This window comes from Kitasatospora sp. NPDC058162, assembly GCF_042884005.1.
Classification (GTDB): Bacteria; Actinomycetota; Actinomycetes; order Streptomycetales; family Streptomycetaceae; genus Kitasatospora.
Genome location: NZ_JBHVUS010000030.1, coordinates 77,781 through 97,602 on the forward strand (window position 1 = coordinate 77,781; position 19,822 = coordinate 97,602).

At 73.7% G+C, this 19,822-nt stretch carries 16 protein-coding genes and 1 riboswitch; of the genes, 8 read left to right on the plus strand and 8 right to left on the minus strand.

Translation table 11 applies throughout. The features are described from left to right. Positions 1–60: 60 nt before the first annotated feature. Positions 61–966, plus strand: a complete 906-nt coding sequence (locus ACFVXG_RS35345; protein ID WP_387933627.1) for a DUF5995 family protein — start codon at positions 61–63, stop codon at positions 964–966. A gap of 82 nt (positions 967–1,048) precedes the next feature. Here ACFVXG_RS35345 and ACFVXG_RS35350 read toward each other — a convergent pair whose 3' ends face one another. Beyond that, complete coding sequence (locus ACFVXG_RS35350; RefSeq protein WP_387933628.1) at positions 1,049–2,488, minus strand: GuaB1 family IMP dehydrogenase-related protein; 1,440 nt, start codon at positions 2,486–2,488, stop codon at positions 1,049–1,051. A 303-nt stretch (positions 2,489–2,791) separates the two neighbouring features. On the opposite strand from ACFVXG_RS35350, the gene ACFVXG_RS35355 reads away from it, so the two are divergent. Together ACFVXG_RS35355 and ACFVXG_RS35360 are read left to right on the plus strand one after the other, a co-directional pair. Continuing rightward, entirely contained in the window at positions 2,792–4,276 is a 1,485-nt protein-coding gene (locus ACFVXG_RS35355; RefSeq protein ID WP_387933672.1) for an SDR family NAD(P)-dependent oxidoreductase, read from the plus strand. Positions 4,277–4,298: 22 nt separating this feature from the next. Next, positions 4,299–4,805: an NUDIX hydrolase gene (locus ACFVXG_RS35360; protein WP_387933630.1), complete on the plus strand. Its 507-nt coding sequence runs from the start codon at positions 4,299–4,301 to the stop codon at positions 4,803–4,805. 6 nt (positions 4,806–4,811) lie between these two features. Here ACFVXG_RS35360 and ACFVXG_RS35365 read toward each other — a convergent pair whose 3' ends face one another. From ACFVXG_RS35365 to ACFVXG_RS35375, 3 genes are read right to left on the minus strand one after another with little or no spacing between them, the layout of a single operon-like run. Beyond that, on the minus strand, positions 4,812–7,046 hold the full coding sequence (locus tag ACFVXG_RS35365; RefSeq protein ID WP_387933632.1) for an FtsX-like permease family protein: 2,235 nt from the start codon (positions 7,044–7,046) through the stop codon (positions 4,812–4,814). Next, on the minus strand, positions 7,043–7,729 hold the full coding sequence (locus tag ACFVXG_RS35370) for an ABC transporter ATP-binding protein (RefSeq protein WP_387933634.1): 687 nt from the start codon (positions 7,727–7,729) through the stop codon (positions 7,043–7,045). The genes ACFVXG_RS35365 and ACFVXG_RS35370 overlap by 4 nt, the downstream gene beginning before the upstream one ends. Then, positions 7,726–8,250, minus strand: a complete 525-nt coding sequence (locus ACFVXG_RS35375; protein WP_387933636.1) for a PadR family transcriptional regulator — start codon at positions 8,248–8,250, stop codon at positions 7,726–7,728. The genes ACFVXG_RS35370 and ACFVXG_RS35375 overlap by 4 nt, the downstream gene beginning before the upstream one ends. A gap of 362 nt (positions 8,251–8,612) precedes the next feature. On the opposite strand from ACFVXG_RS35375, the gene ACFVXG_RS35380 reads away from it, so the two are divergent. Beyond that, positions 8,613–9,278 carry a hypothetical protein gene (locus tag ACFVXG_RS35380; RefSeq protein ID WP_387933637.1) on the plus strand — a complete coding sequence of 222 codons (666 nt, stop codon included), beginning with the start codon at positions 8,613–8,615 and terminating at the stop codon, positions 9,276–9,278. Between the two features lie 24 nt (positions 9,279–9,302). Here the strand turns inward: ACFVXG_RS35380 and ACFVXG_RS35385 are convergent, their stop codons facing one another. From ACFVXG_RS35385 to ACFVXG_RS35395, 3 genes are all read right to left on the minus strand, one after another. Continuing rightward, a complete protein-coding gene (locus ACFVXG_RS35385; protein WP_387933639.1) occupies positions 9,303–9,980 on the minus strand; it encodes a YoaK family protein in 678 nt (225 codons plus the stop codon). A gap of 86 nt (positions 9,981–10,066) precedes the next feature. Next, a complete protein-coding gene (locus tag ACFVXG_RS35390; protein ID WP_387933641.1) occupies positions 10,067–10,801 on the minus strand; it encodes an MgtC/SapB family protein in 735 nt (244 codons plus the stop codon). Between the two features lie 118 nt (positions 10,802–10,919). Further along, positions 10,920–12,584 carry an NRAMP family divalent metal transporter gene (locus ACFVXG_RS35395; RefSeq protein ID WP_387933674.1) on the minus strand — a complete coding sequence of 555 codons (1,665 nt, stop codon included), beginning with the start codon at positions 12,582–12,584 and terminating at the stop codon, positions 10,920–10,922. A 378-nt stretch (positions 12,585–12,962) separates the two neighbouring features. After that, positions 12,963–13,139: riboswitch (M-box (ykoK) riboswitch) on the minus strand. 168 nt (positions 13,140–13,307) lie between these two features. Here ACFVXG_RS35395 and ACFVXG_RS35400 point away from each other — a divergent pair. The 4 genes from ACFVXG_RS35400 to ACFVXG_RS35415 all read left to right on the plus strand — a co-directional run bounded on the left by ACFVXG_RS35400 (position 13,308) and on the right by ACFVXG_RS35415 (position 18,334). Next, the gene (locus ACFVXG_RS35400) at positions 13,308–14,078 is read left to right on the plus strand and encodes an ABC transporter ATP-binding protein (protein ID WP_387933643.1); all 771 of its coding nucleotides are present in this window, start codon (positions 13,308–13,310) and stop codon (positions 14,076–14,078) included. Then, the gene (locus tag ACFVXG_RS35405; protein WP_387933645.1) at positions 14,075–16,816 is read left to right on the plus strand and encodes an FtsX-like permease family protein; all 2,742 of its coding nucleotides are present in this window, start codon (positions 14,075–14,077) and stop codon (positions 16,814–16,816) included. Before ACFVXG_RS35400 ends, ACFVXG_RS35405 begins: the two co-directional genes overlap by 4 nt. 241 nt (positions 16,817–17,057) lie before the next feature. Then, positions 17,058–17,429 carry a BlaI/MecI/CopY family transcriptional regulator gene (locus ACFVXG_RS35410; protein WP_350506409.1) on the plus strand — a complete coding sequence of 124 codons (372 nt, stop codon included), beginning with the start codon at positions 17,058–17,060 and terminating at the stop codon, positions 17,427–17,429. Continuing rightward, positions 17,426–18,334 carry a M56 family metallopeptidase gene (locus tag ACFVXG_RS35415; protein WP_387933646.1) on the plus strand — a complete coding sequence of 303 codons (909 nt, stop codon included), beginning with the start codon at positions 17,426–17,428 and terminating at the stop codon, positions 18,332–18,334. The genes ACFVXG_RS35410 and ACFVXG_RS35415 overlap by 4 nt, the downstream gene beginning before the upstream one ends. Positions 18,335–18,352: 18 nt before the next feature. Here the strand turns inward: ACFVXG_RS35415 and ACFVXG_RS35420 are convergent, their stop codons facing one another. After that, on the minus strand, positions 18,353–19,432 hold the full coding sequence (locus tag ACFVXG_RS35420; protein WP_387933648.1) for an NlpC/P60 family protein: 1,080 nt from the start codon (positions 19,430–19,432) through the stop codon (positions 18,353–18,355). Between the last annotated feature and the right edge of the window lie 390 nt (positions 19,433–19,822).

The following is a 19,822-nucleotide window of genomic DNA, read 5'->3' on the forward strand; positions in this document are numbered from 1 at the left end:
GACAACTCCACGCTGCCACGATGATGCGATCAGTGCACGATCGGCCTCGGAGGGTGGCGCATGCCCCGCACAGCAACAGGCCTTGCCGTAACAGCCCCTGCAGCAACGGCCACCACGGTTGCGGCCCGCCCGCCGGCGACGGTCGAGGAGGTGGTCGGCCGGCTGCGGGAGATCGCGGTGGCGCTGCCCATGGCCGACGGGGTGGCGGTCTTCAACCGGCTCTACCTCACCGTCACGGAGGCGGTTCGCGACCGGCTCTCCGACGGGTACTTCGCCGACCCGTCGGCGATGGCCGAGCTGGACGCGGTGTTCGCCGGGCGGTACCTGCTGGCCGTGGCCGCCGATGCGGCCGGACAGGAGCCGCCCGCCTGCTGGCGGCCGCTGTTCGCGCTGCGCGCCCACCCGGGCGTGCACCCGCTGCAGTTCGCGCTGGCCGGGATGAACGCCCACATCCAGCACGACCTGCCGCTCGCCGTGGTGGAGCTGTGCCGCCGCCGGGGCTGCGCGCCCGCCGAGGTCGAGCCGGACTACCACCGGATCAACGGGGTGCTGGCCGACGTGGAGACTGCGGTCCGGGAGCAACTGCTGCCCGGGCCGGAGCTGCCGGAACGCGCCGAGCCGCTCACCCACCTGCTCGGCACCTGGTCGGTCGAGGCCGCCCGGGAGGGCGCCTGGTCCGCCGTCCAGGCGCTCTGGGAGCTGCGCGGGCTCCCGGCCGCCGCCCGGGCCTTCGCCGCGATGCTGGACGGCACGGTCGGGCTGCTCGGCCACGCCCTGCTGCTCCCGCTGGTGCCGTACGACAGCTGCGAGGGCTACGAGGACTACGACATCGACGGCGTCCACGACGATCGCCCCGACCGCACTGGGAGTCCCGGAACGGCCGCGGCCGCCCGGCTCCCCGAAGCGAGGAACCGGACGGCCGACGGTACGGACGCGGGCGGGCTCAATCGGCCCGATCCCGGCTAGACCCTGTCCCAGCCGGGGCACTGGGCCGCCAGCCCCGCGGCTGGTCGGCCCTGCGGCCGGCGGCCCAGCGGCCCGATCAGGCTCAGGCCCAGCTGGAGTGCAGCGGCTTGCCCTCGGCGTAGCCGGCCGCGCTCTGGATGCCCACGATCGCCTTCTCGTGGAACTCCTCCAGGGTGTTGGCGCCCGCGTAGGTGCAGGAGCTGCGCACGCCGGCCACGATCGAGTCGATCAGGTCCTCGACGCCCGGGCGGGCCGGGTCGAGGAACATCCGGGAGTGCGAGATGCCCTCCTCGAAGAGCGCCTTGCGGGCCCGGTCGTAGGAGGAGTCCTGGGAGGTGCGGTTGCTGACCGCACGGGCCGAGGCCATGCCGAAGCTCTCCTTGTACTGGCGGCCGTCGGCGGCAGTCTGGAGGTCGCCCGGGGACTCGTAGGTCCCGGCGAACCAGGAGCCGATCATCACGTTCGAGGCACCGGCGGCCAGCGCCATGGCGACGTCGCGCGGGTGGCGCACACCGCCGTCGGCCCAGACGTGCTTGCCGAGCCGGCGCGCCTCGGCGGCGCACTCCAGGACGGCGGAGAACTGCGGCCGGCCGACGCCGGTCATCATCCGGGTGGTGCACATGGCGCCGGGGCCGACGCCGACCTTGAGGATGTCCGCGCCCGCCTCGACCAGGTCGCGGACACCGGCGGCGGAGACCACGTTGCCGGCCACGATCGGGATCCGCGGGTCCAGGCCGCGCACGGCGCGCAGCGCGCTGATCATGCTCTCCTGGTGGCCGTGCGCGGTGTCGACGACGAGCACGTCGGCGCCGGCGTCGATGAGCGCCTTGGCCTTGCCCGCGACGTCGCCGTTGATGCCGACGGTGGCGGCGATCCGCAGCTTGCCGTTCGCGTCCACGGCCGGGGTGTACAGGGTGGCGCGCAGCGCGTTCTTGCGGGTGAGCAGGCCGACCAGCTTGCCCTCGCCGTCGACGACCGGGGCGAGCTTGCGGTGCGCCTCGGTGAGCTTGTCGAAGGCGGTGCGCGGGTCGAGGCCCTCGTCCAGCAGCAGCAGGTCGCGGGACATGACGTCGGCGAGGCTGGTGAAGCGGTCGACGCCCTGGCAGTCGGAGTCGGTGACCACGCCGACAGGCTTGCCGTCCTCGACCACCACGAGGGCGCCGTGGGCGCGCTTGTGCAGCAGCGAGAGCGCCTCGGCGACGGTGGCGCCGGGGGCCAGGGTGATCGCGGTGTCGACCACCAGGTGGCGCTGCTTGACCCAGGAGATGACCTCGGCGATGACCTCGGTGGGGATGTCCTGGGGGATGGCGACCAGGCCGCCGCGGCGGGCGACGGTCTCGGCCATCCGGCGGCCGGCGATGGCGGTCATGTTGGCGACGACCAGCGGGATGGTGGTGCCGGTGCCGTCGTTCGAGGAGAGGTCGACGGCCTGCCGGGAGCCCACGGAGGAACGGCTGGGGACCATGAAGACGTCGTCGTACGTCAGGTCGTACGAGGGCTTGAGGTCGTTCAGGAAGCGCATGAAGGGGGCTCTCCGGCTGGGGGAAGGTACACCTCGGGTGCGGTTGCGGCGATGCCGCCGGGGCGCACTCGGGCGCCCGGCACCCAGCATTCGATTCTCCGTGACGGTGGGGACAAAAGCCAGTTCGAGCGCCATCGCTGGGTGTGCACACAAAGCATGATCAATGCTCCGCGCGTAGACATGTGTGATCCTCCAAGGACCGGCCCTCAGCTCGGGCTTTCGCCCCGGCCGGGGCCGCTCCCGTAGCATTCACGCGGTAACGGCGGGGCGATCGGGAAAGCAGCGGGCGTGAGCATCGAGCAGATGGACATCGAGCAGGGTCAAGGCGAGGAGGAGATCGACTACGGTCCGGGCCTCGACCCCGAGCGGCTGCGGCTCTGCCTGGAGGTGCTCGCCGAGCTCGACGAGCTGCACGTCGACCACCCGGACGCGATCACCGTGCGCCAGGCCGTCGGCGGCATATTCCGGACGCTCAAGCAGCGCCGCCGCCAGGAGACGCGGGCCCGCAAGACGGCCAACGACCGCGAGGTCACCGCCCGCACCGCCACCGGCGCCCCGACCCGGATCGACGACGAGACGGCCGGCGCCTTCGGCCTGACCACCGTCACCACCACCGAGATCGCCGGCATCCTGGAGCGCCCGCGCTCCTGCTACACCTGCAAGACCCGGTACGTCGAGGTCGACGCCTTCTACCACAACCTGTGCCAGAAGTGCGCCCTCCTGAACCGGTCCCGCCGGGACGCCCGGGCCGACCTCACCGGCAAGCGCGCGCTGCTCACCGGCGGCCGGGCCAAGATCGGGATGTACATCGCGCTGATGCTGCTGCGCGACGGCGCCCACACCACCATCACCACCCGCTTCCCCAACGACGCGATCCGCCGCTTCACGGCGATGCCGGACAGCGCCGACTGGATCCACCGGCTCAAGATCATCGGCATCGACCTGCGCGACCCGGCCCAGGTGATGGCCCTGGCCGACGAGGTCGCCGCCGACGGCCCGCTGGACATCCTGATCAACAACGCCGCGCAGACCGTCCGCCGCCCGGCGGAGTCCTACCGCGAGCTGGTCAACGCCGAGTCCGCCCCGCTGCCGGCCGGCGCACTGCCGCAGGCCACCACGATCGGCCGCTTCAACAGCGGCAGCGTCGACCTGCCCGCCCTCCCCCAGCAGGCGGGCGGCGGGGAGCAGCGGCTGGCCGCCGAGGACGTCACCTCCCTCGCGCTGGTCACCGGCTCCGCCACCCCGGCCCGGATCGAGGCCGGGACGGCGATCGACGCCGGCGGCCTGGTGCCCGACCTCGCGCCCACCAACAGCTGGGTGCAGACCGTGAGCGAGGTGGGCCCGGTCGAGCTGCTGGAGGTCCAACTCTGCAACTCCACCGCGCCGTTCATCCTGATCAGCCGGCTGCGCCCGGCGATGGCCGCCTCCTCGTCGCGCCGCAAGTACGTGGTCAACGTCTCCGCCATGGAGGGCGTGTTCCAGCGCGGCTACAAGGGCGCCGGCCACCCGCACACCAACATGGCCAAGGCCGCGCTGAACATGCTCACCCGCACCAGCGCCCAGGAGATGTTCGAGTCCGACGGCATCCTGATGACCGCCGTCGACACCGGCTGGATCACCGACGAGCGGCCGCACCCGGACAAGATGCGCCTCGCCGACGAGGGCTTCCACGCCCCGCTCGACCTGGTCGACGGCGCGGCCCGGGTGTACGACCCGATCGTGCGCGGCGAGGCCGGCGAGGACCTGTACGGCTGCTTCCTCAAGGACTACGAGCGCGGCAACTGGTAGGCACCACAAGGGAGGACGCGAGTTGACCACCGCACCGATGCTCGGCGCCGGGATCGTCGTACCCACCGGGGACGGCCGGGTGCTGATCGGCCGCCGCACCACGGCCGGCGAGCCGCCGACCTGGAGCCTGCCCGGCGGCAAGGTCGACCCGGGCGAGTCCTTCGAGCAGACCGCGGCCCGCGAACTGGCCGAGGAGACCGGCATCGTGCTGCCGGCCGAGCGGATGCGGGTGCTCGCCGTGCACCTGGACCACGAGCTCGGCCGGCCCCGGCTGACCGCCGCCGTGCTGGCGCCGCCGAGCCTGGCCGAGGCCGTGGTCACCGAGCCGCACGCCTGCGCCGGTTGGGAGCGCTTCCCGGTGGACGCGCTGCCGGAGCCGATGTTCTACCCGTCCGCGCTGGTGCTCGGCAGCTGGCTGCCGCGGTACGCCCCGGTGGTCCGGGCAGCGACGCACGGCTACCCCCGTCGCCCGCTGAGCGCGGCCGACGGGGCAACCGACGGGGCAACCGACGGGTGGTCAACTCGCTGACAACGCTCAGCCGTTGCGGGCCGCCTCCGGCCCGGTGATCCGCCGCAGCAGCGGCAGGGTCGAGGCGATGATGCCGAGCGAAGCGACCAGGCCGAAGCCGGTCAGCGCGTAGTACGTGAGGTCCGGCGACACCAGGTCGTAGCCCATCTGGGCCTTGAGGAACATCGCCGCCGCGGCGAAGCCCGTCGCGATCGCGAGCGCCGACACCACCAGCAGTGGCAGCGCGCTCTCCAGTCCGACCACCCGGCGCAGCAGCCGTAGCGGTGCGCCGGTCAGCCGCAGCATCGCGAACGGCCGCCTGCGGTCGGACAGTCCGGCGACCACGCTCACCGCGAGGCTGCACCCGGCGACCGGCAGGGTGGTCAGCAGCACCACGTCGGCCAGCTGCCGCCAGCCCTGGACCCTCCTCTGTCCTTCGGAGGAGTAGTCCTCGGCCATCCTGGTCACGTACGCCGGGAACGCCCCGGTGAACAGGGTCCGCAGCTGCTCCTTGGCCGCCTGGGAGTCGTCGGTGGTCGCGTAGACGATGAACACCGGGAGGGCGGCGACCTCCTCGGCGGAGACCGGCGCCGCCGGCCACTCCTTGTCCGGGTGCGCTTGCAGGTCCAGGACACCGTTCCGGTCGACGGCCGCGACCACGGCCCCGGGCGCGCAGTGGCCGACGGCGGGGATCTGCGCCAGTTCCGAGCAGCGGACCAGGACGGGCACCAGCCGTTCCCGGCCGTACTGCGACGCACCGATCCCGGCCGGGTTGTCGTGCAGCAGCGCCATTCCCTCGAAGCCGGGGACGGCCCGGGCCCGGGCCGTCACCCCGTCGGGCACCGAGGGGAGCACCGCCGGCCGCTCCGGGCCGAGCAGCGGGGTGGCCACGACCGCCTTGCGGACCTCGGGAGCGCCGTCGATCGAACCCCGGTTCACGTTGATGGTGCTCATGATGCCCAGCGTCGCGGTGGTGACGAACAGCGCGAGCACCAGACCGGCGACCGAGCGGAACCCGGCCCGCGGGTCGTCCCCCAGGCGACGCATGGCGATCAACGTGGCCGGCCGACTGGTCCGCCGGGCGACCGCCCGGGCGGTCGCCATGGTGAGCCACGGACCGGCGATCACCAGGCCGAGCATGACCAGGACGAAGCCGCTCAGGTACGCCAGCGACTGCCCGTTGGTGGTCTTCGGGTGATCGGCGACGAAGTAGCCGAGCTCGGCGAGACCGACCACCAGCGGGGCCAGCCGCCAGGGGCTCGGCGGCTTCGGGGTGACCCGGCGGGAGACCCCGAGCGGCGAGATGGTGACCCGGCGCAGCGCGAACCGGGCGGCGAGCGCGGCCGCCAGCGGCACGCCCAGCACCACCCCGGCCACCTGCGGCAGGGTCAGGCTCAGGTCGGAGGCGAAGAAGCGGGCGCCGGTGAACGGTACGTCGGCCACCAGCGGCTTCAGTGCGAAGTACAGACCGAAGCCGACGACCGTGCCGACCACCGCCGCGACGGTGGACTCCACCGCCGAGATCACCGACACCTGGCCCGGGGTGGCCCCCACCAGCCGCATCGCGGCGTAGCGCTGCTCGCGGGTGGCGGCGGACAGCCGGGTGGCGGTGCCGATGAAGATCAGCACCGGGAAGATCAGCGCGGCGGCCACCACCGTGAGCACCAGGACGAGCGCGTCCCCGTGCACGCCCGCGCCGTAGCAGTCGTACTCGCAGTCGGTGGGCAGCGCGGTGGCGATGCTGGTGACGCGGGCGGCCCGCGGCATCGCCCGGACCTCGTCGGCGGTGCGGCCGACCACCACCGCGAGGGTGTCCGGGGAGGGCAGCGCGTCCTCGCCGAGGGTGCCGACCTGCCGCCCCGGGAAGCGGTCGCCCAGTTCGACGGCCGGGGTCTCGCGCAGCAGCTTCGCCAGCGCCGGGGAGGCGTAGTACTCGCCGGGCGCGGGGAACCGGCCCAGCCCGGGCGGCAGTGGCGAGGTGGGCCCGGTCGGGGCGAGGTCGGCCTGGAAGACGGTCTCCCCCCGGTAGTAGTCCATCCGCGCGTGCCACCAGAGCGGGTCCGCCGGGGCGGCCGCCGTCGCGCCCTTGGCCCCCGTGTTCATCCAGACCTGCCGGGCGTTCGTGCGGTCGATCGCGTTCATGCTGGAGAACACCGACAGCAGCAGCCCGACCCCGATCGCGACCGCCGCCGCGATCATCAGCAGCCGGGCCACGGCCTCCCGGCCGCCGCTGACGGCCAGCCGGAGCGAGAAGGCGATCACGGGGCCACCGATCCGGCGGAGAGCGTACGGGCCTGGCCGTCGCGGACGATCGCCTCGCGGTCGGCGTAGGCGGCGACCCGCGGTTCGTGGGTGACCAGGATGACGGTGGTGCCCTCCTCCCGGGCCGAGGCGACCATCAGCTCCATCACCTGCTCGCCGGTGAGCGAGTCCAGCGCACCGGTCGGCTCGTCGGCGAACAGCAGCCGCGGCCGGGCCACCAGGCCGCGGGCCAGCGCCACGCGTTGGGCCTGGCCGCCGGAGAGTTCGCCGGAGCGGCGCTGCTCCAGGCCGTCCAAGCCGAGCCGGGCGAACCAGGGGCGGGCCTGGGCCAGTGCGGCGCCCCGGCGGACGCCGTTCAGCAGCAGCGGCAGGGCGACGTTCTCCTCGGCCGTCAACTCCGGTACCAGCTGGCCGAACTGGAAGACGAAGCCGAACTTGTCGCGGCGCAGGGCGCTGCGCTGGGCCTCGCTCATGCGGTCCAGGCGCTGCCCCTCGAACAACACCTCGCCCGCGTCGGGCACCAGGATGCCCGCCAGGCAGTGCAGTAACGTCGACTTGCCCGAGCCGCTGGGGCCCATGATGGCGAGCACCTCGCCGGCCTGGACGGACAGGCTGGCCCCGCGCAGGGCGGGCGTCTCGCCGAAGGCGAGGGCGAGGTCGCGGGCCTCGATGACGGGGGTCATGCGCGCACCTCCGCGGCGAGGGCGTCGAGCCGGGCGGCGGTCAGGTCGATCCAGCGCAGGTCGGCCTCCAGGTGGAACAGGCCGTGGTCGGCGAGCAGGGCGTCCACCAGGGCGCCGTTGCGGCGCAGTTCGGTGAGCTCGCGCATCCGGCGCAGGTGGGCGGCCCGCTGGGTGTCCAGGTACAGCTCGGCGTCGCGGTCGAGCAACAGGGCCAGCACCACCTTGGTGAACAGCACGGACTGCAGGGTGGGTTCGGGGGCGACGGGCTCCTGGAGCCAGGTCTCGAACTCGGTCGCCCCGGTTTCGGTGATGACGTAGCGCTTGCGCTCGGGCCCGTCGCCGGGCTCGGCCTCACCGGCCATCACCTTGCCGTCGCGGGCCAGTCGGCCGAGGGTCGCGTAGACCTGGCCGTACGGGAGGGGCTTGCCCCGGCCGAAGAAGGAGTCGTAGTCGCGCTTGAGGTCGTAGCCGTGACTCGGCTCCCGCTCCAGCAGCCCGAGGAGGGTCAAAGGAACACTCATGCGGAGGACCATACACCAGGGATATACACCGAGTGTATATCTGCGGAGAACAATCCCCTGACCTGGCGAAACGTCAACTCGTGGACAGGGGCGGGCAGGAGGCGGCCGCACGACCGCCCCCTGCTCCGCACCGCGGCCCGGCACCCCCACGGTCACCGGCCCGGGGGCCGCGCCCAGGCACGGGGGGCGCGGCCGCACTCCAGCCTGCCGGGGCCGCCGACCGCTGCCGAGGGCCGAACGTCCCGGATGGACAGGGCCGAGCGGCACCACGGGTGCATCACACTCTTGTGCGAGGGGGGCGGTCGGGTGGAGATTGGGTGATGAAACCCCGTACGCGCCCGCATCCTTGAGGAGACCTCAGCGTGCCCAGCACACCCCGCCCGGCCCGGCCCGCGTCGCGCCCGCGGCGAACCGGACGTCAGCTGCGGCGGGCCCTCGGCGCCCGGCACGAACCGTTGGCGCGCCCCCTCGACCGGTCCCGCGCCCGCGCCTGGCTGCTCACCGTGGTCGGCGGGCTGCTGGCCGCCGCCCTCTCCGTCGGCGGCGCGCTGCTGCTCTTCCACACGACCGCGCCGCAGGCCGACACCGACCGGGCCCGGGCGCACCGGATCGACGCCGTGGTGACCGCCGGGAGCTCCGGGAACACCCGCAACGCGGCCTCCACCAGCCGGTTCTCCGGCGGCTACGGCGACCGGGTCGAGGTCGAGGCCTCCTGGAGCTATCCCGGCAGCACCCCGCACACCGGCACCGTCGAGGCCCCCGGCTCGGCCGTCAGCGGCTCCGTCGTCCCCATCTGGGTCGACCCCGACGGCAACGTCACCACTCCCCCGCTCGACCCCGCCGCCCTCGCCGTCTCCGCGGCCTGCACCGGGGCCGGCGCCCTCCTCGTCCTGTCCGCCCTGCTCACCCTCGGGCTGCGCCTGCGGCTGAAGGCGCTCGACCGCCGGGCCGAAGCCGGCTGGACCGCCGACTGGGCCCGGTTGGAGCCGCTCTGGAGCGGCCGCGCCGGGCACCGCCGGGAGGACTGAACTCCGCGAGGATCCGTCGCCTGCTCAGCGGCGCGCCGTCCAGGCCGGGGCCGGGACGGCCCTGGCGGCGAGGCGGGTGAGGACCGCCACCGCGACCAGCAGCGCGAGGGCCAGCGCCAGCGCGACCGGGACGGCGACATGCAGGACCAGCACGGCGCCGAGCAGGGCGCCGGCGAACATCCAGACCGCCGAGGCGAACCGGCGCGGGCCGGTGCGGTCCGCGGCGAGGGCGGTGATGGTCATGGTGAGCACGGTGGTGGTGAGGTCGGGGACCTTGAGCGAGCGGACCACCGCGTTCTGGCCGCCCATGGCCAGGGCGAGCAGGCCGATCAGGGCGTAGCGGGCGGGCTCGGTGGCGTGGCCGAGCGCCGCCGCCAGCGCGGTGCTCACGGCGACGAGCACCGCCTGGGCGGCGACGGCGGCGGTCAGCAGCCGGCCCCGGTGGCCGGGCAGCCGCCGGGCCAGGTGCCCGCCGGCCAGCGCGCCGAGCAGGAACGCGGCCAGGGCGGCCAGCGAGGCGGTCGCGGACAGACCGGGGGCGCCGGCCAGGGCGAAGCCGAGGAAGACCACGTTGCCGGTCATGTTGGCGACGAAGACGTGCCCGAGTGCCAGGTAGCTGACCGCGTCCACCACCCCGGTGACCAGGGTCAGCACCAGCAGCATCGGCACCAGCGGCCCGTGCTCGGGGTCGGCTCTCAGCATCGGACGGCGGCTCTCGGCATCGGACGGCTCCCGGAAGGTACGCGTGACGGTCCTTCCGTTCTACTACCTCGACCACCTCGACGGGCTCAGGCGAGTGCCGGACTGCTCGGGTCGTCCGACTCGTCGTCCAGGTGCCAGTGCAGGTCCCGGACGCCCGGCTCCAGCGAGAGCCGGGAGACGACCTGCTCCAGCGCGGGGGCGACCTGGCCGCTGATCGCCACGGTGGCCCGCAGGTTGGTGGCGTCGCCCTGCTCGGTGCGCCGGGCGCGCAGGCCGGTGGGGGCGAGGCCGGAGGCGGTCAGGGCCTGCAGCAGCAGGGCGCGGATGTGGGTCTCGGACTTGCGGTCGCACTCCAGGTGGACGGTGGCCCGGGAGAAGGAGTCCGGGTCGCTGCCGGACTGCGGGGCCCGGTCGAGCAGCCGGCCGGCCGGGCGCAGCACCAGGTGCACGGCGAGCACCGCCAGGGTGCCGAGGGCGGCCAGCTCCAGCTTGCCGGAGGCGGCCAGCACCCCGACGGCGGCCGAACACCACAGCGTGGCGGCGGTGTTGAGGCCGCGCACGCCGGCGCCGTCGCGCAGGATCACGCCACCGCCGAGGAAGCCGATGCCGGAGACGACGTAGGAGGCGACCCGGGTGGGGCTGCCGGTGTCGCCGACCGCCTCGCTGTACAGGACGAACAGGGTGGCGCCGGCGGCGACCAGGGCGTTGGTGCGCAGGCCGGCCATCCGGGCCCGCCACTGGCGCTCGATGCCGATCAGTGCGCCGCAGGCGACGCCGGTGGCGAGCCGGACCAGGAACTCGACGGTGGTCAGGGTGTGCACGACGGCACCTCCTCCAGAGGATCCACGGGGAAAGCGGGCGGGGGGAGCGCGGGCAAAAGGAACGGACGGGTGGCGGGCCGCTGCCCGCCACCCGTCCGTACGGGTTCCGCTCGGCGGCTCAGTGGTTCAGCGCGGTCTGGACGACCTTGATGATGACCATGATCATCGCGATCAGCAGGTAGGCGCGCAGGGCGCCCATGCCGACCTTGCGGGCGGTGGACATGACCGGCCGGCCCAGGGTCTCCAGCGGGGGCATCCGCCAGTTCTCCCGGCCGGTGCGGTCGATCGGGTCCTCCTTGGTGCCGGTGCGGCCGGCGGTGAAGAAGTACCCGGCGACCAGGACCCCCGCCACGCCGCAGCCGGCCATGATCCAGAGGATCGCGCCCGAGCTGATGTCCGGCCAGACCACCGAGGCGGTGAGGATCAGCGAGAGCATCACCAGCACGCCGACCACCGTCGAGGTGAAGGCGTTGGTCCTGGGCCCGTTGGCCCAGGGGCCGAGCACGGCCTTGTCGTTGCAGAGCAGCAGCAGGAAGACGGTGGCGGAGGGCAGCAGCACCCCGGCCAGCACCTGGACGAACTGGGTGATCAGGCCCTGGGTGTAGCCGTTGGACAGCAGGGTGATCGTCGCGGCGACCGCGACCAGGCCGGCGTAGACGGCGTAGAAGCCCTTGGCGCCCTTGACCCCGCGGTGCAGCGAGTGCTTGATGCCGAAGACGTCGCCGATCGCGTAGGCGGTGGAGAGCGAGACGGCGAAGGCGCCGATGATCGAGGCGTCCAGCAGGGCGATGGCGAACAGCACGCCCGCCAGGTGCCCGGCCTTGTCCTCGATGCCCTTGGCCACGGCCGCGGTGTCGGAGAACTGGCCGAATCCGTCGGTGCCGGCGAAGGCCGCCGCCGTGAGGCCGATCAGCGCGGCCGCACCGATGATCACGATCGCGATGCCGATCCACAGGTCGACCTTCTCGTACTTCATGAAACGCGGGGTGATCCGCTTGTCGATGACGTACGACTGCTGGAAGAACAGCTGCCAGGGGGCGACGGTGGTGCCGACGATCGAGATGATGACCATCATGACGGCCGCGAGCTGGCCGGCGCCGCCGGGCATCTGCGGCGTCACGAAGTCGTGGGCCATCTGCGAGGTCTTGGGGTGGACCATGAAGTAGATCGGGACCAGCAGCAGCGAGCCGACGCACAGCGTGATGGCGACCCGCTCGAAGCGCTGGAAGGAGCCGGTGAAGGCCGAGGCGATGATGATCGCCGCCGCCAGCACCACGGAGAGGACCTTGGGCAGGCCCAGGTACCCGGCCGCCATGGTGACACCGATGAACTCGGTGACCAGGGTGAGGGCGTTGAGCAGGAACAGGTCGATGACGCTGAAGGCGCCCCAGAACTTGCCGAACCGCTCCAGGATCAGCCGGGCGTGGCCGACGCCGGTGACGGCGCCCAGGCGCAGCACCATCTCCTGGTTGACGTACAGCACGGGCACCAGCAGGAGCAGGGTCCACAGCAGCTGGGTGCCGTAGTTCTGGCCGGCCTGGCCGTAGGTGGAGAAGGCGCCCGCGTCGTTGTCGCCGACCATCACGATCAGGCCGGGGCCGACGATCGCGAGCAGGGTCTTGAGCCGGGCGGAGAGTCCGCTGCGGGGGGTGGTGTCGTCGAGCCGGATGGTGCCGAGCGCACCCTTGATGTCGCCGACGTGGGCGTCGTCCAGGACCGCGGACTTGGCGGCGGCGGGAGCGGCGGGGGCGGTGGGGACCGTGGGAACCTTCGGGTCCAGCATCACGTTGGTCATGGCGGTGGCCTCCCTCCCCCTACCTTGAGGGGGCGTCAGGGGGCACGCAGCGGCAATCCTCCCCACGGGCGCACGGCATCCACGCCGTACGGCGACGCTGAGCGGCGGCGGCCGTGCGGGCATGAGGATGCTGACGATGCGTCAGGCGGCGTGCGTCGAGGCATGGTTGAGCGCAGGACGAATCGCCGGGTGAACGCGCAGGGAAGGTTGTTACCGCGTGCCGGAGGTGTTCGAGAGCATGCGGAGGTAGGGGCTACTGTGGCCCGGACTATCGCAGTCCATGTCTCTCGCCTCCTCCCGGTCGGGGGCGCACCGTCTGTGCGCCGCATCACGACACGGCAAGGAGCACACCGGCCATCGAGGACCGGTACACCCCAACTCGTCAGAGCTTTGGCACTCCACGGCGTGTCCAGCCGGATCGGCCGGAAGCCACTTGGGGTCAACCCTTAACTCGGGAAGACCTGTCCTGAACCTGGGCGTCTCTCGACGTCGTCGGGTCAGTGGCCTGTGTCCGTGAAGACGCCTCACCGAACGAGGTGCCTTTTCAAACCTCCCAAAGCATAGACCCGGCGCGCCGGGCCCGTGTCACCTTTTCGGCTGACCTTCGACAGCTTTGTAGAACCTTGACCAAAACCGTGACGACTTGTGCATCCTTCCCCGGCATATATAGTTCACCGACATATGCAGCTGAACAGCTCACGAGGGGGAAGCATGTCCCACATCGATCCGAGCCGACCCGCGCCCGTCCTGCAGCTGGCCGGGGTCTCCCGGGTGCACGGCCGCGGCGCCGCCGAGGTGCACGCCCTGCGCGAGGTCGACCTGACCGTCCACGCCGGCGAGTTCGTCGCCGTGATGGGGCCCTCCGGCTCCGGCAAGTCGACCCTGCTCACCCTGGCCGGCGGACTGGACCTGCCCAGCGGCGGCGAGGTGCTGGTCGAGGGCGTGACCCTCGGCGGCCTCAGCCGGGGCAAGCTCGCCGACCTGCGGCGGCGCTCCGTCGGCTACGTCTTCCAGGACTACAACCTGATCCCCGCGCTCACCGCCGCCGAGAACATCGCCCTGCCGCGCGAACTCGACGGCGTCTCCGGCCGCACCGCCCGCCGGGAGGCCCTCGCCGCCCTGGAGGAGCTGGGCATCGGCGAGCTGGCCGACCGCTTCCCCGACGACATGTCCGGCGGCCAGCAGCAGCGCGTCGCCATCGCCCGCGCCCTGATCGGCGAGCGCCGCCTCGTCCTCGCCGACGAGCCCACGGGGGCGCTCGACTCCGCCACCGGCGACGCCGTGCTCGCCGTGCTGCGCGCCCGCTGCGACGCCGGGGCGGCCGCCATGATGGTCACCCACGAGGCCTCGCACGCCAGTTGGGCCGACCGGGTGGTCCACCTGCGGGACGGCGCGGTCGCCTCGGAGAGCGTCGGACGCCGCTCCGGCGGCTGCCAGGCCGCCGTCCACCGCTCCAACTCCCTGGGCGAGGTGGCCCGGTGAGGATCGGAGCATGGAAGGTCGCGCTGCGGATGGCCCGGCGCGACGCCCTGCGGGCCAAGGGGCGCAGCGCCCTGATCCTGGCCATGATCGCGCTGCCCGTGCTCGGCGTCACCGGCGCCGACGTGGTCCACCGCAGCGGGCAACTGACCCCGGCCGAACGGGTCGAGCGGGTGGTGGGCGGCGCGGACGCGCTGGTCACCGCGCTCAGCCCGGGCCAGGCCGTCGAACAGGCCCCGGTCGCCGAGGACGGCGCCTTCGCCGTCCGGGCCCGCCCCGGGCAGCAGCCCACGCCCGAGCAGCTCAAGGGCGCGAGCACCGACCCGACCGTCCTGGTCGGCTCGCTGCTGCCGCCCGGCAGCGCGCTCACCCCCGTCCGGACCGGTCCGGAGACCGGCGCGACCTCGCCGGAAGGCCTGGTCCGCACCCTCACCACCGAGGCCGACCTGGGCGACCCGGTCTGGCGCGGCCGGATGGACCTGGTCGAGGGCCGCGCGCCCGGCGCGCCGCACGAGATCGCCGTCACCCAGGCCTTCCTGGACCACTCCGGGCTCCGGCTCGGCAGCGACACCACCGTCCAGGGGCTGGAGCGGACCACCTTCCGCATCACCGGACTGGTGGAGCACCCGGACGACCTCAAGCGGGTCGAACTCGTCGCCCGGCCAGGCGAGTTGCTCGACCAGCTGGCCGCCGCGGCGGAACCCGGACAGCCCGCCCCCGAGTCGGGCCGCAACGGCCACAGCTCCTGGCTGGTGCACCTCCCGGGCGGGGCCGCCCTCGACTGGGCCGCCGTCCAGTCGTTCAACGCCCACGGCTACACCCTCACCGCGCGCGCCGTCGCGCTCGACCCGCCGCCCTCCGGCGCCGTCCCCTACTACCGGGACTCGACCGTCTACCGCGACCCCGCCGGCGGCAACAGCACCAAGGTCGTCGTCGCCACCGTCACCGGCATGGCGCTGCTGGAGGTCGCCCTGCTCGCCGGGCCCGCCTTCGCGGTCGGCGCCCGCCGCTCCCGCCGCCAGCTCGCCCTGCTCGGCGCCGCGGGCGGCCGGCGCACCCACATCGGCGCCGTCGTGCTCGGCGGCGGCCTGGTGCTCGGCCTGGCCGGTGCCGCGCTCGGCGTGGCGGCCGGCACCGGACTGGTCGCCGCCCTGCGACCGGTGATCGAGCAGGTCGGCGGTGCCCGCTTCGGCCACTTCGCCCTCTCCCCGCTGGACCTGCCGGCGATCGCCGGGATCGGCCTGCTCACCGCGCTGCTCGCGGCCGCCCTGCCGGCCTGGCAGGCCGCCCGGCGCAGCGTCACCGCCGGCCTCACCGGGCGGGACTCCGTCCAGGCGCCCAACCGCCTGGTCACCGTGCTCGGCGTGGTGCTGCTCCTCGGCGGCGGCGCGCTCGCGATGTACGGCGCGGGCGCCGTCCAGCGCGGCCTGCCCGTGGTCAGCACCTACGACACCCGCACCCTCACCGTGCTGGGCGGCTCCGTCACCGCCGAACTCGGCCTGCTCGCCTGCACCCCCGTCCTGGTCGCCCTGTTCGGCCGGTTCGCCGGACGGCTGCCGCTCGGCCCCCGGCTGGCGCTGCGGGACTCCGCCCGCAACCGCTCGCGCACCGCACCGGCCGTCGCCGCGGTGATGGCCGCCGTCGCCGGAGCCGTCGCCATCGGGGTGTACAGCACCAGCACCGACGCCGAGAACCGGCGCGACTACCGGCCGGAGGCCCCGTACGGCGCCGTCCAGCTGATCACCCACAGCGACGGGCCGCAGAGCGCCCAGCTGCCGGCCGAGGTGGAGAAGCAGCTCGCCGGACTCGGCCCGCGCGCCGAACTCGGGCAGGCCGTCTACAAGTTCTGCGACAACTGCTCCAGCACCGTCACCCTCAAGGGCCCGGTGGAGCTGCGCCAGCTCGTGGGGAACCCGCACCTCGCCACCGGCGACGCCACCGTCCTGCACAACCTGTTCGACGTGCGCGACCCGGCAGCCGAGCAGGCGCTGGCCGCCGGGAAGCTGCTGGTCTTCGACCGGTCGCTGATCGGCGCCGACGGCAAGGCCGTCATGCTGCTGCGCGGGGGCGGCAGCGGCCCGCTGCAGCCCGGGCAGATCCCCAAGCCCGACCTCCAGGAAGTCCCGGTGGACGCGGTGCTGGTCGACAACCCGGACGCCGCCCGCTACGCCCAGGGGCTGATGCCGACCACGGCGCTGGCCAAGCTCGGCCTCGCCTCGGCGCCCCAGGGCGCGGTCTGGCGCCCGGCCACCCCGCCCGACCGCAAGGCCCAGCAGCGGGCCGCGGCCGCCGCCGCCCGGCTGGACCACTACGCCGAGCTGACCGTCGAGCGCGGCTACCAGTCGAAGGGCGACGCCCTCACCCTGGCGCTCAGCGGCTTCGCCGGACTGGTCGTGCTCGGCGCCGCCGGGATCGCCACCGGGCTCGCGGCCGCCGACTCCCGGCAGGACCAGGCCACCCTGGCCGCCGTCGGCGCCCCGCCGCGGATCCGCCGGACCATGGCGGGCCTCCAGTGCGCGCTGATCGCCCTGCTCGGGGCGCTGCTCGGGGCGGCGAACGGATTCGTCCCGGCGGTGGGACTGCTGAAGTCCCGGGCCAGCGGGTTCGGTTCGAAGGGGATGCTGCTCGCCGCGCCCTGGGGGGAACTGCTGCTGGTGGTGCTGGTGCTGCCGGTGGTGGCCGGACTGCTCGCGGCGCTGTTCACCCGCTCCAAGGTGCCGCTGGGGCGGCGGCTGTCCTGAGCGCCGTCCCGCTGGGTCCTGCACATCTTCGAGGCACGTCTTCGAGGCACGTCTTCGAGCACGTCGGACACCAGCTGAGCACGACCTGAGCACCACCCGGGCACCGCCCGGACTCCGTGGGCGCCCGTCCCTTCGACCAAGGGGCGGGCGCCCGGCGCGTTCCGTGCGCTCGCCGTACGATGGGCCGCGTTCCAGCGGGCGAACGGCGCCGGCGGTCGGTGCGGCGAGGGAGACGAGGGCGGTGCTACGGGGTTTCGGCGATCTCGAGGCCGAGATCATGGACCGGTTGTGGTCCTGGGGCCGTCCGGCCACGGTGCGCGAGGTGGTCGACGACCTCCAGCAGCAACGGGCGGTCGCGTACACCACCGTGACCACCGTCGCCGACATCCTGCACACCAAGGGCTGGCTGCGCCGGGACAAGGTCGGCCGCGCCTGGGTGTACGAGCCCACCTGCACCCGGGAGGCGTACACCGCCCAGCTGATGCACCAGGCCCTGGAGACCACCACGGACCGGGCCGGCGCGCTGCTCCACTTCGTCGACCGGATCAGCGGGGACGAGGCCTCCGCGCTGCTCGCCGCCCTCGAACAGGTGAAGACCCGGGACGCCGAGTGACGCTCGCCCTGCTCGGCCTCTACCTGGCCGCGACCGGCGTGCTGCTGCCCCGCCGGCTGGCCGGCTCGGCGCGGCTCCAGGCCCGGCTCCAGGCCCGTCCCGCCCTCGGCGCCGCGCTCTGGCTGGCGCTGATGGCCTCCTTCACCGTCGCCCTGGTGCTCGCGGCGCACCACGCGCTCGAGCCCGCCGCGCACGAGCCGGCCGGGCTGATCGGCCTGTTCCCGCACCTCGAACCGACCGGGCCGGTGCTGCCGCACACCCACGACTGGTGGCTGCTCGCCGCCGTCGGGGCGGTGCTCACCGGGCTGCTGGCCACCGTCGGCGTCCGGGCCGGGCGGGTCCGGCGGCGGCACCGGGCGGTGCTGGACATGGTCGCCGTACCGGACCGGCGCTGGGGCGCCCTGGTGCTGGAGCACGCCCACCCGACGGTCTACTGCCTGCCCGGCCGGCGCTCCCGGATAGTGCTGTCGCGTGGGGCGCTGCGGCTGCTGGACGAGCGGCAGCTGGCCGCGGCCGTCGCCCACGAGCACGGGCACATCCGCGGCCGCCACCACCTGTTCCGGCTGCCCGCCGACACCTTCGCCCTGCTGCTGGGGCCGCTGCCGCTGGCCCGGCTGGGGCGCTCGGAGGTGGCCCTGCTGCTGGAGATGGCGGCGGACGACGCGGCGCTGGCGGAGGTGTCCCGGGGCGAACTGGCCTCGGCGCTCTGCGCGTTGGCGACCTCTGGGGCGGCCTCCGGGTCAACTCCCGGCGGTTCGCTGGGAGTCGCCTCCACCGGGGCACTGGCCCGGGTCCGCCGCCTGGCCCGGCCCGGCGGCGGACGACGGCGTCAACTGGCCTGGCGGCTCGGGGTGTTGACGCTGCCGGCGCTGCCGTACCTGCTGGCCTGCGCGCCGCACCCGTAGCGCCTCCTACTACGGGCGTTACGGGCGGACGGCGCCCATGTAGGGCATCGCGGAGATCGGCAGGACCTCCACGTTCTTGCCGGTGCGCGGCGCGTGGATCATCTTGCCGTCGCCGATGTAGATCCCGACGTGGTGGATGTCCTCGTAGAAGAAGACCAGGTCACCGGGCTGGAGGTCGGCGCGGGCGACCCGCGGGCCGTCGTTCCACTGGTCCTGGGAGATCCGGGAGAGCTTGACGTTCGCCGCGCGGTAGGCGGCGCCGGTGAGGCCGGAGCAGTCGAAGCTGTTGGGGCCGGTGGAGCTCCACTGGTACGGCTTGCCGAGCTGGGCGTAGGCGAACTGGACGATCGCCGCGGCGCGGCCGCTGGCGGCCGCCGGCGGCGGGGCCGGGGTGTTCATGTCCGGGCGTGCGGCCGAGCGGGAGGCGCGGTCGGCGGCGGCCGCCTGCTGGGCCTCGGCCTTGGCCTTCTCGGCGGCCTGCTGGGCGTTGACCTTGGCCCGGTCCTCGGCGCTCAGCTTGTTGAGCGTCGCCTGGGCCTGGGCGAGCTTGGTCTGGATCTGCTGCTTCTTGGCGGCCAGTTCGGTGCCCACCGAGTCGAGCTGGGCGAGCGTCGCGGTGGCCTCGGCGCGGTCCTGGTCGAGCTTGCGCTGCTCGGTCTGCGCCTGCTTGAGCAGGGCGGTCTGGGTGTCGGCGACCTGGTTCTGCGCCGAGGCGCGCTCCAGGTAGCCGGCCGGGTCGGAGTCGAGCATCAGCTGGACGGACGGGTCGATGCCGCCGTTGCGGTACTGGTCGGCGGCGACGGCGCCGAGCCGGGTGCGCAGCTCGTTCATCGCGTCCTGACCGCGGGCGACCTTCTCCTGGATCCGGTTGGCGTCGGCCTGCAGCTTCTGCTGCTTGTCCTGGAAGCCGTTGTACTGCTCGATGGACTGCTCGGCCTCCTCGTTGAGCTTGTCCACCTGCTCCTTGACGGAGGCCAGGCTCGGGGCCGGCTCGGCGTGGGCGGTTCCGGCGGCGAGCACCGCACCGCCGGCCATCGCCGTGGTGAGGACCGCCATGCGGGCCCGGCTCGGGGGGCTGGGCTTGCGGCGCTTTCCCATCGCGGTGGGCACTCCTTCGGGGGAACGGGCGGGGACGTGCGGTGACACTGGAGGAACGGAGGGGAGACGTCCGCACGTTCATCCGAGGCGTCCGGAGGCGCGTACGACGGCGCCCGGAGGCACGTACGACAGCGCCCGGGAGCGCGCACGGCGCGTCCCGGGACGGCGAAGGACGGGCGGGGCCGTACGGGGGATGCCGCCCCCACCCGCCTTCTTCGAAGTAACTTAATAGATGAGGGGCGGGGTTCCGCAATCCCCCTGTTCCGGGCACTCCCGCCCCTCCTGCATCCCCCTCGTGGCACTCCCCGCCGGGCGGAGTGCTGGCCCCGGGCCGGACGTACGCCAAAATCGAGAACAAGGTCACACGCGACGCCCCTCCTTCCGCTCCGT

Bases quoted from the DNA above. Each gene is read 5' to 3' on its own strand.
- ACFVXG_RS35355 (WP_387933672.1), top strand. From the start codon at position 2,792: ATGGACATCGAGCAGGGTCAAGGCGAGGAGGAGATCGACTACGGTCCG.
- ACFVXG_RS35375 (WP_387933636.1), bottom strand. From the start codon at position 8,250: ATGAGTGTTCCTTTGACCCTCCTCGGGCTGCTGGAGCGGGAGCCGAGT.
- ACFVXG_RS35370 (WP_387933634.1), bottom strand. From the start codon at position 7,729: ATGACCCCCGTCATCGAGGCCCGCGACCTCGCCCTCGCCTTCGGCGAG.
- ACFVXG_RS35395 (WP_387933674.1), bottom strand. From the start codon at position 12,584: ATGCTGGACCCGAAGGTTCCCACGGTCCCCACCGCCCCCGCCGCTCCC.
- ACFVXG_RS35345 (WP_387933627.1), top strand. From the start codon at position 61: ATGCCCCGCACAGCAACAGGCCTTGCCGTAACAGCCCCTGCAGCAACG.
- ACFVXG_RS35400 (WP_387933643.1), top strand. From the start codon at position 13,308: ATGTCCCACATCGATCCGAGCCGACCCGCGCCCGTCCTGCAGCTGGCC.
- ACFVXG_RS35420 (WP_387933648.1), bottom strand. From the start codon at position 19,432: ATGGGAAAGCGCCGCAAGCCCAGCCCCCCGAGCCGGGCCCGCATGGCG.
- ACFVXG_RS35385 (WP_387933639.1), bottom strand. From the start codon at position 9,980: ATGCTGAGAGCCGACCCCGAGCACGGGCCGCTGGTGCCGATGCTGCTG.
- ACFVXG_RS35350 (WP_387933628.1), bottom strand. From the start codon at position 2,488: ATGCGCTTCCTGAACGACCTCAAGCCCTCGTACGACCTGACGTACGAC.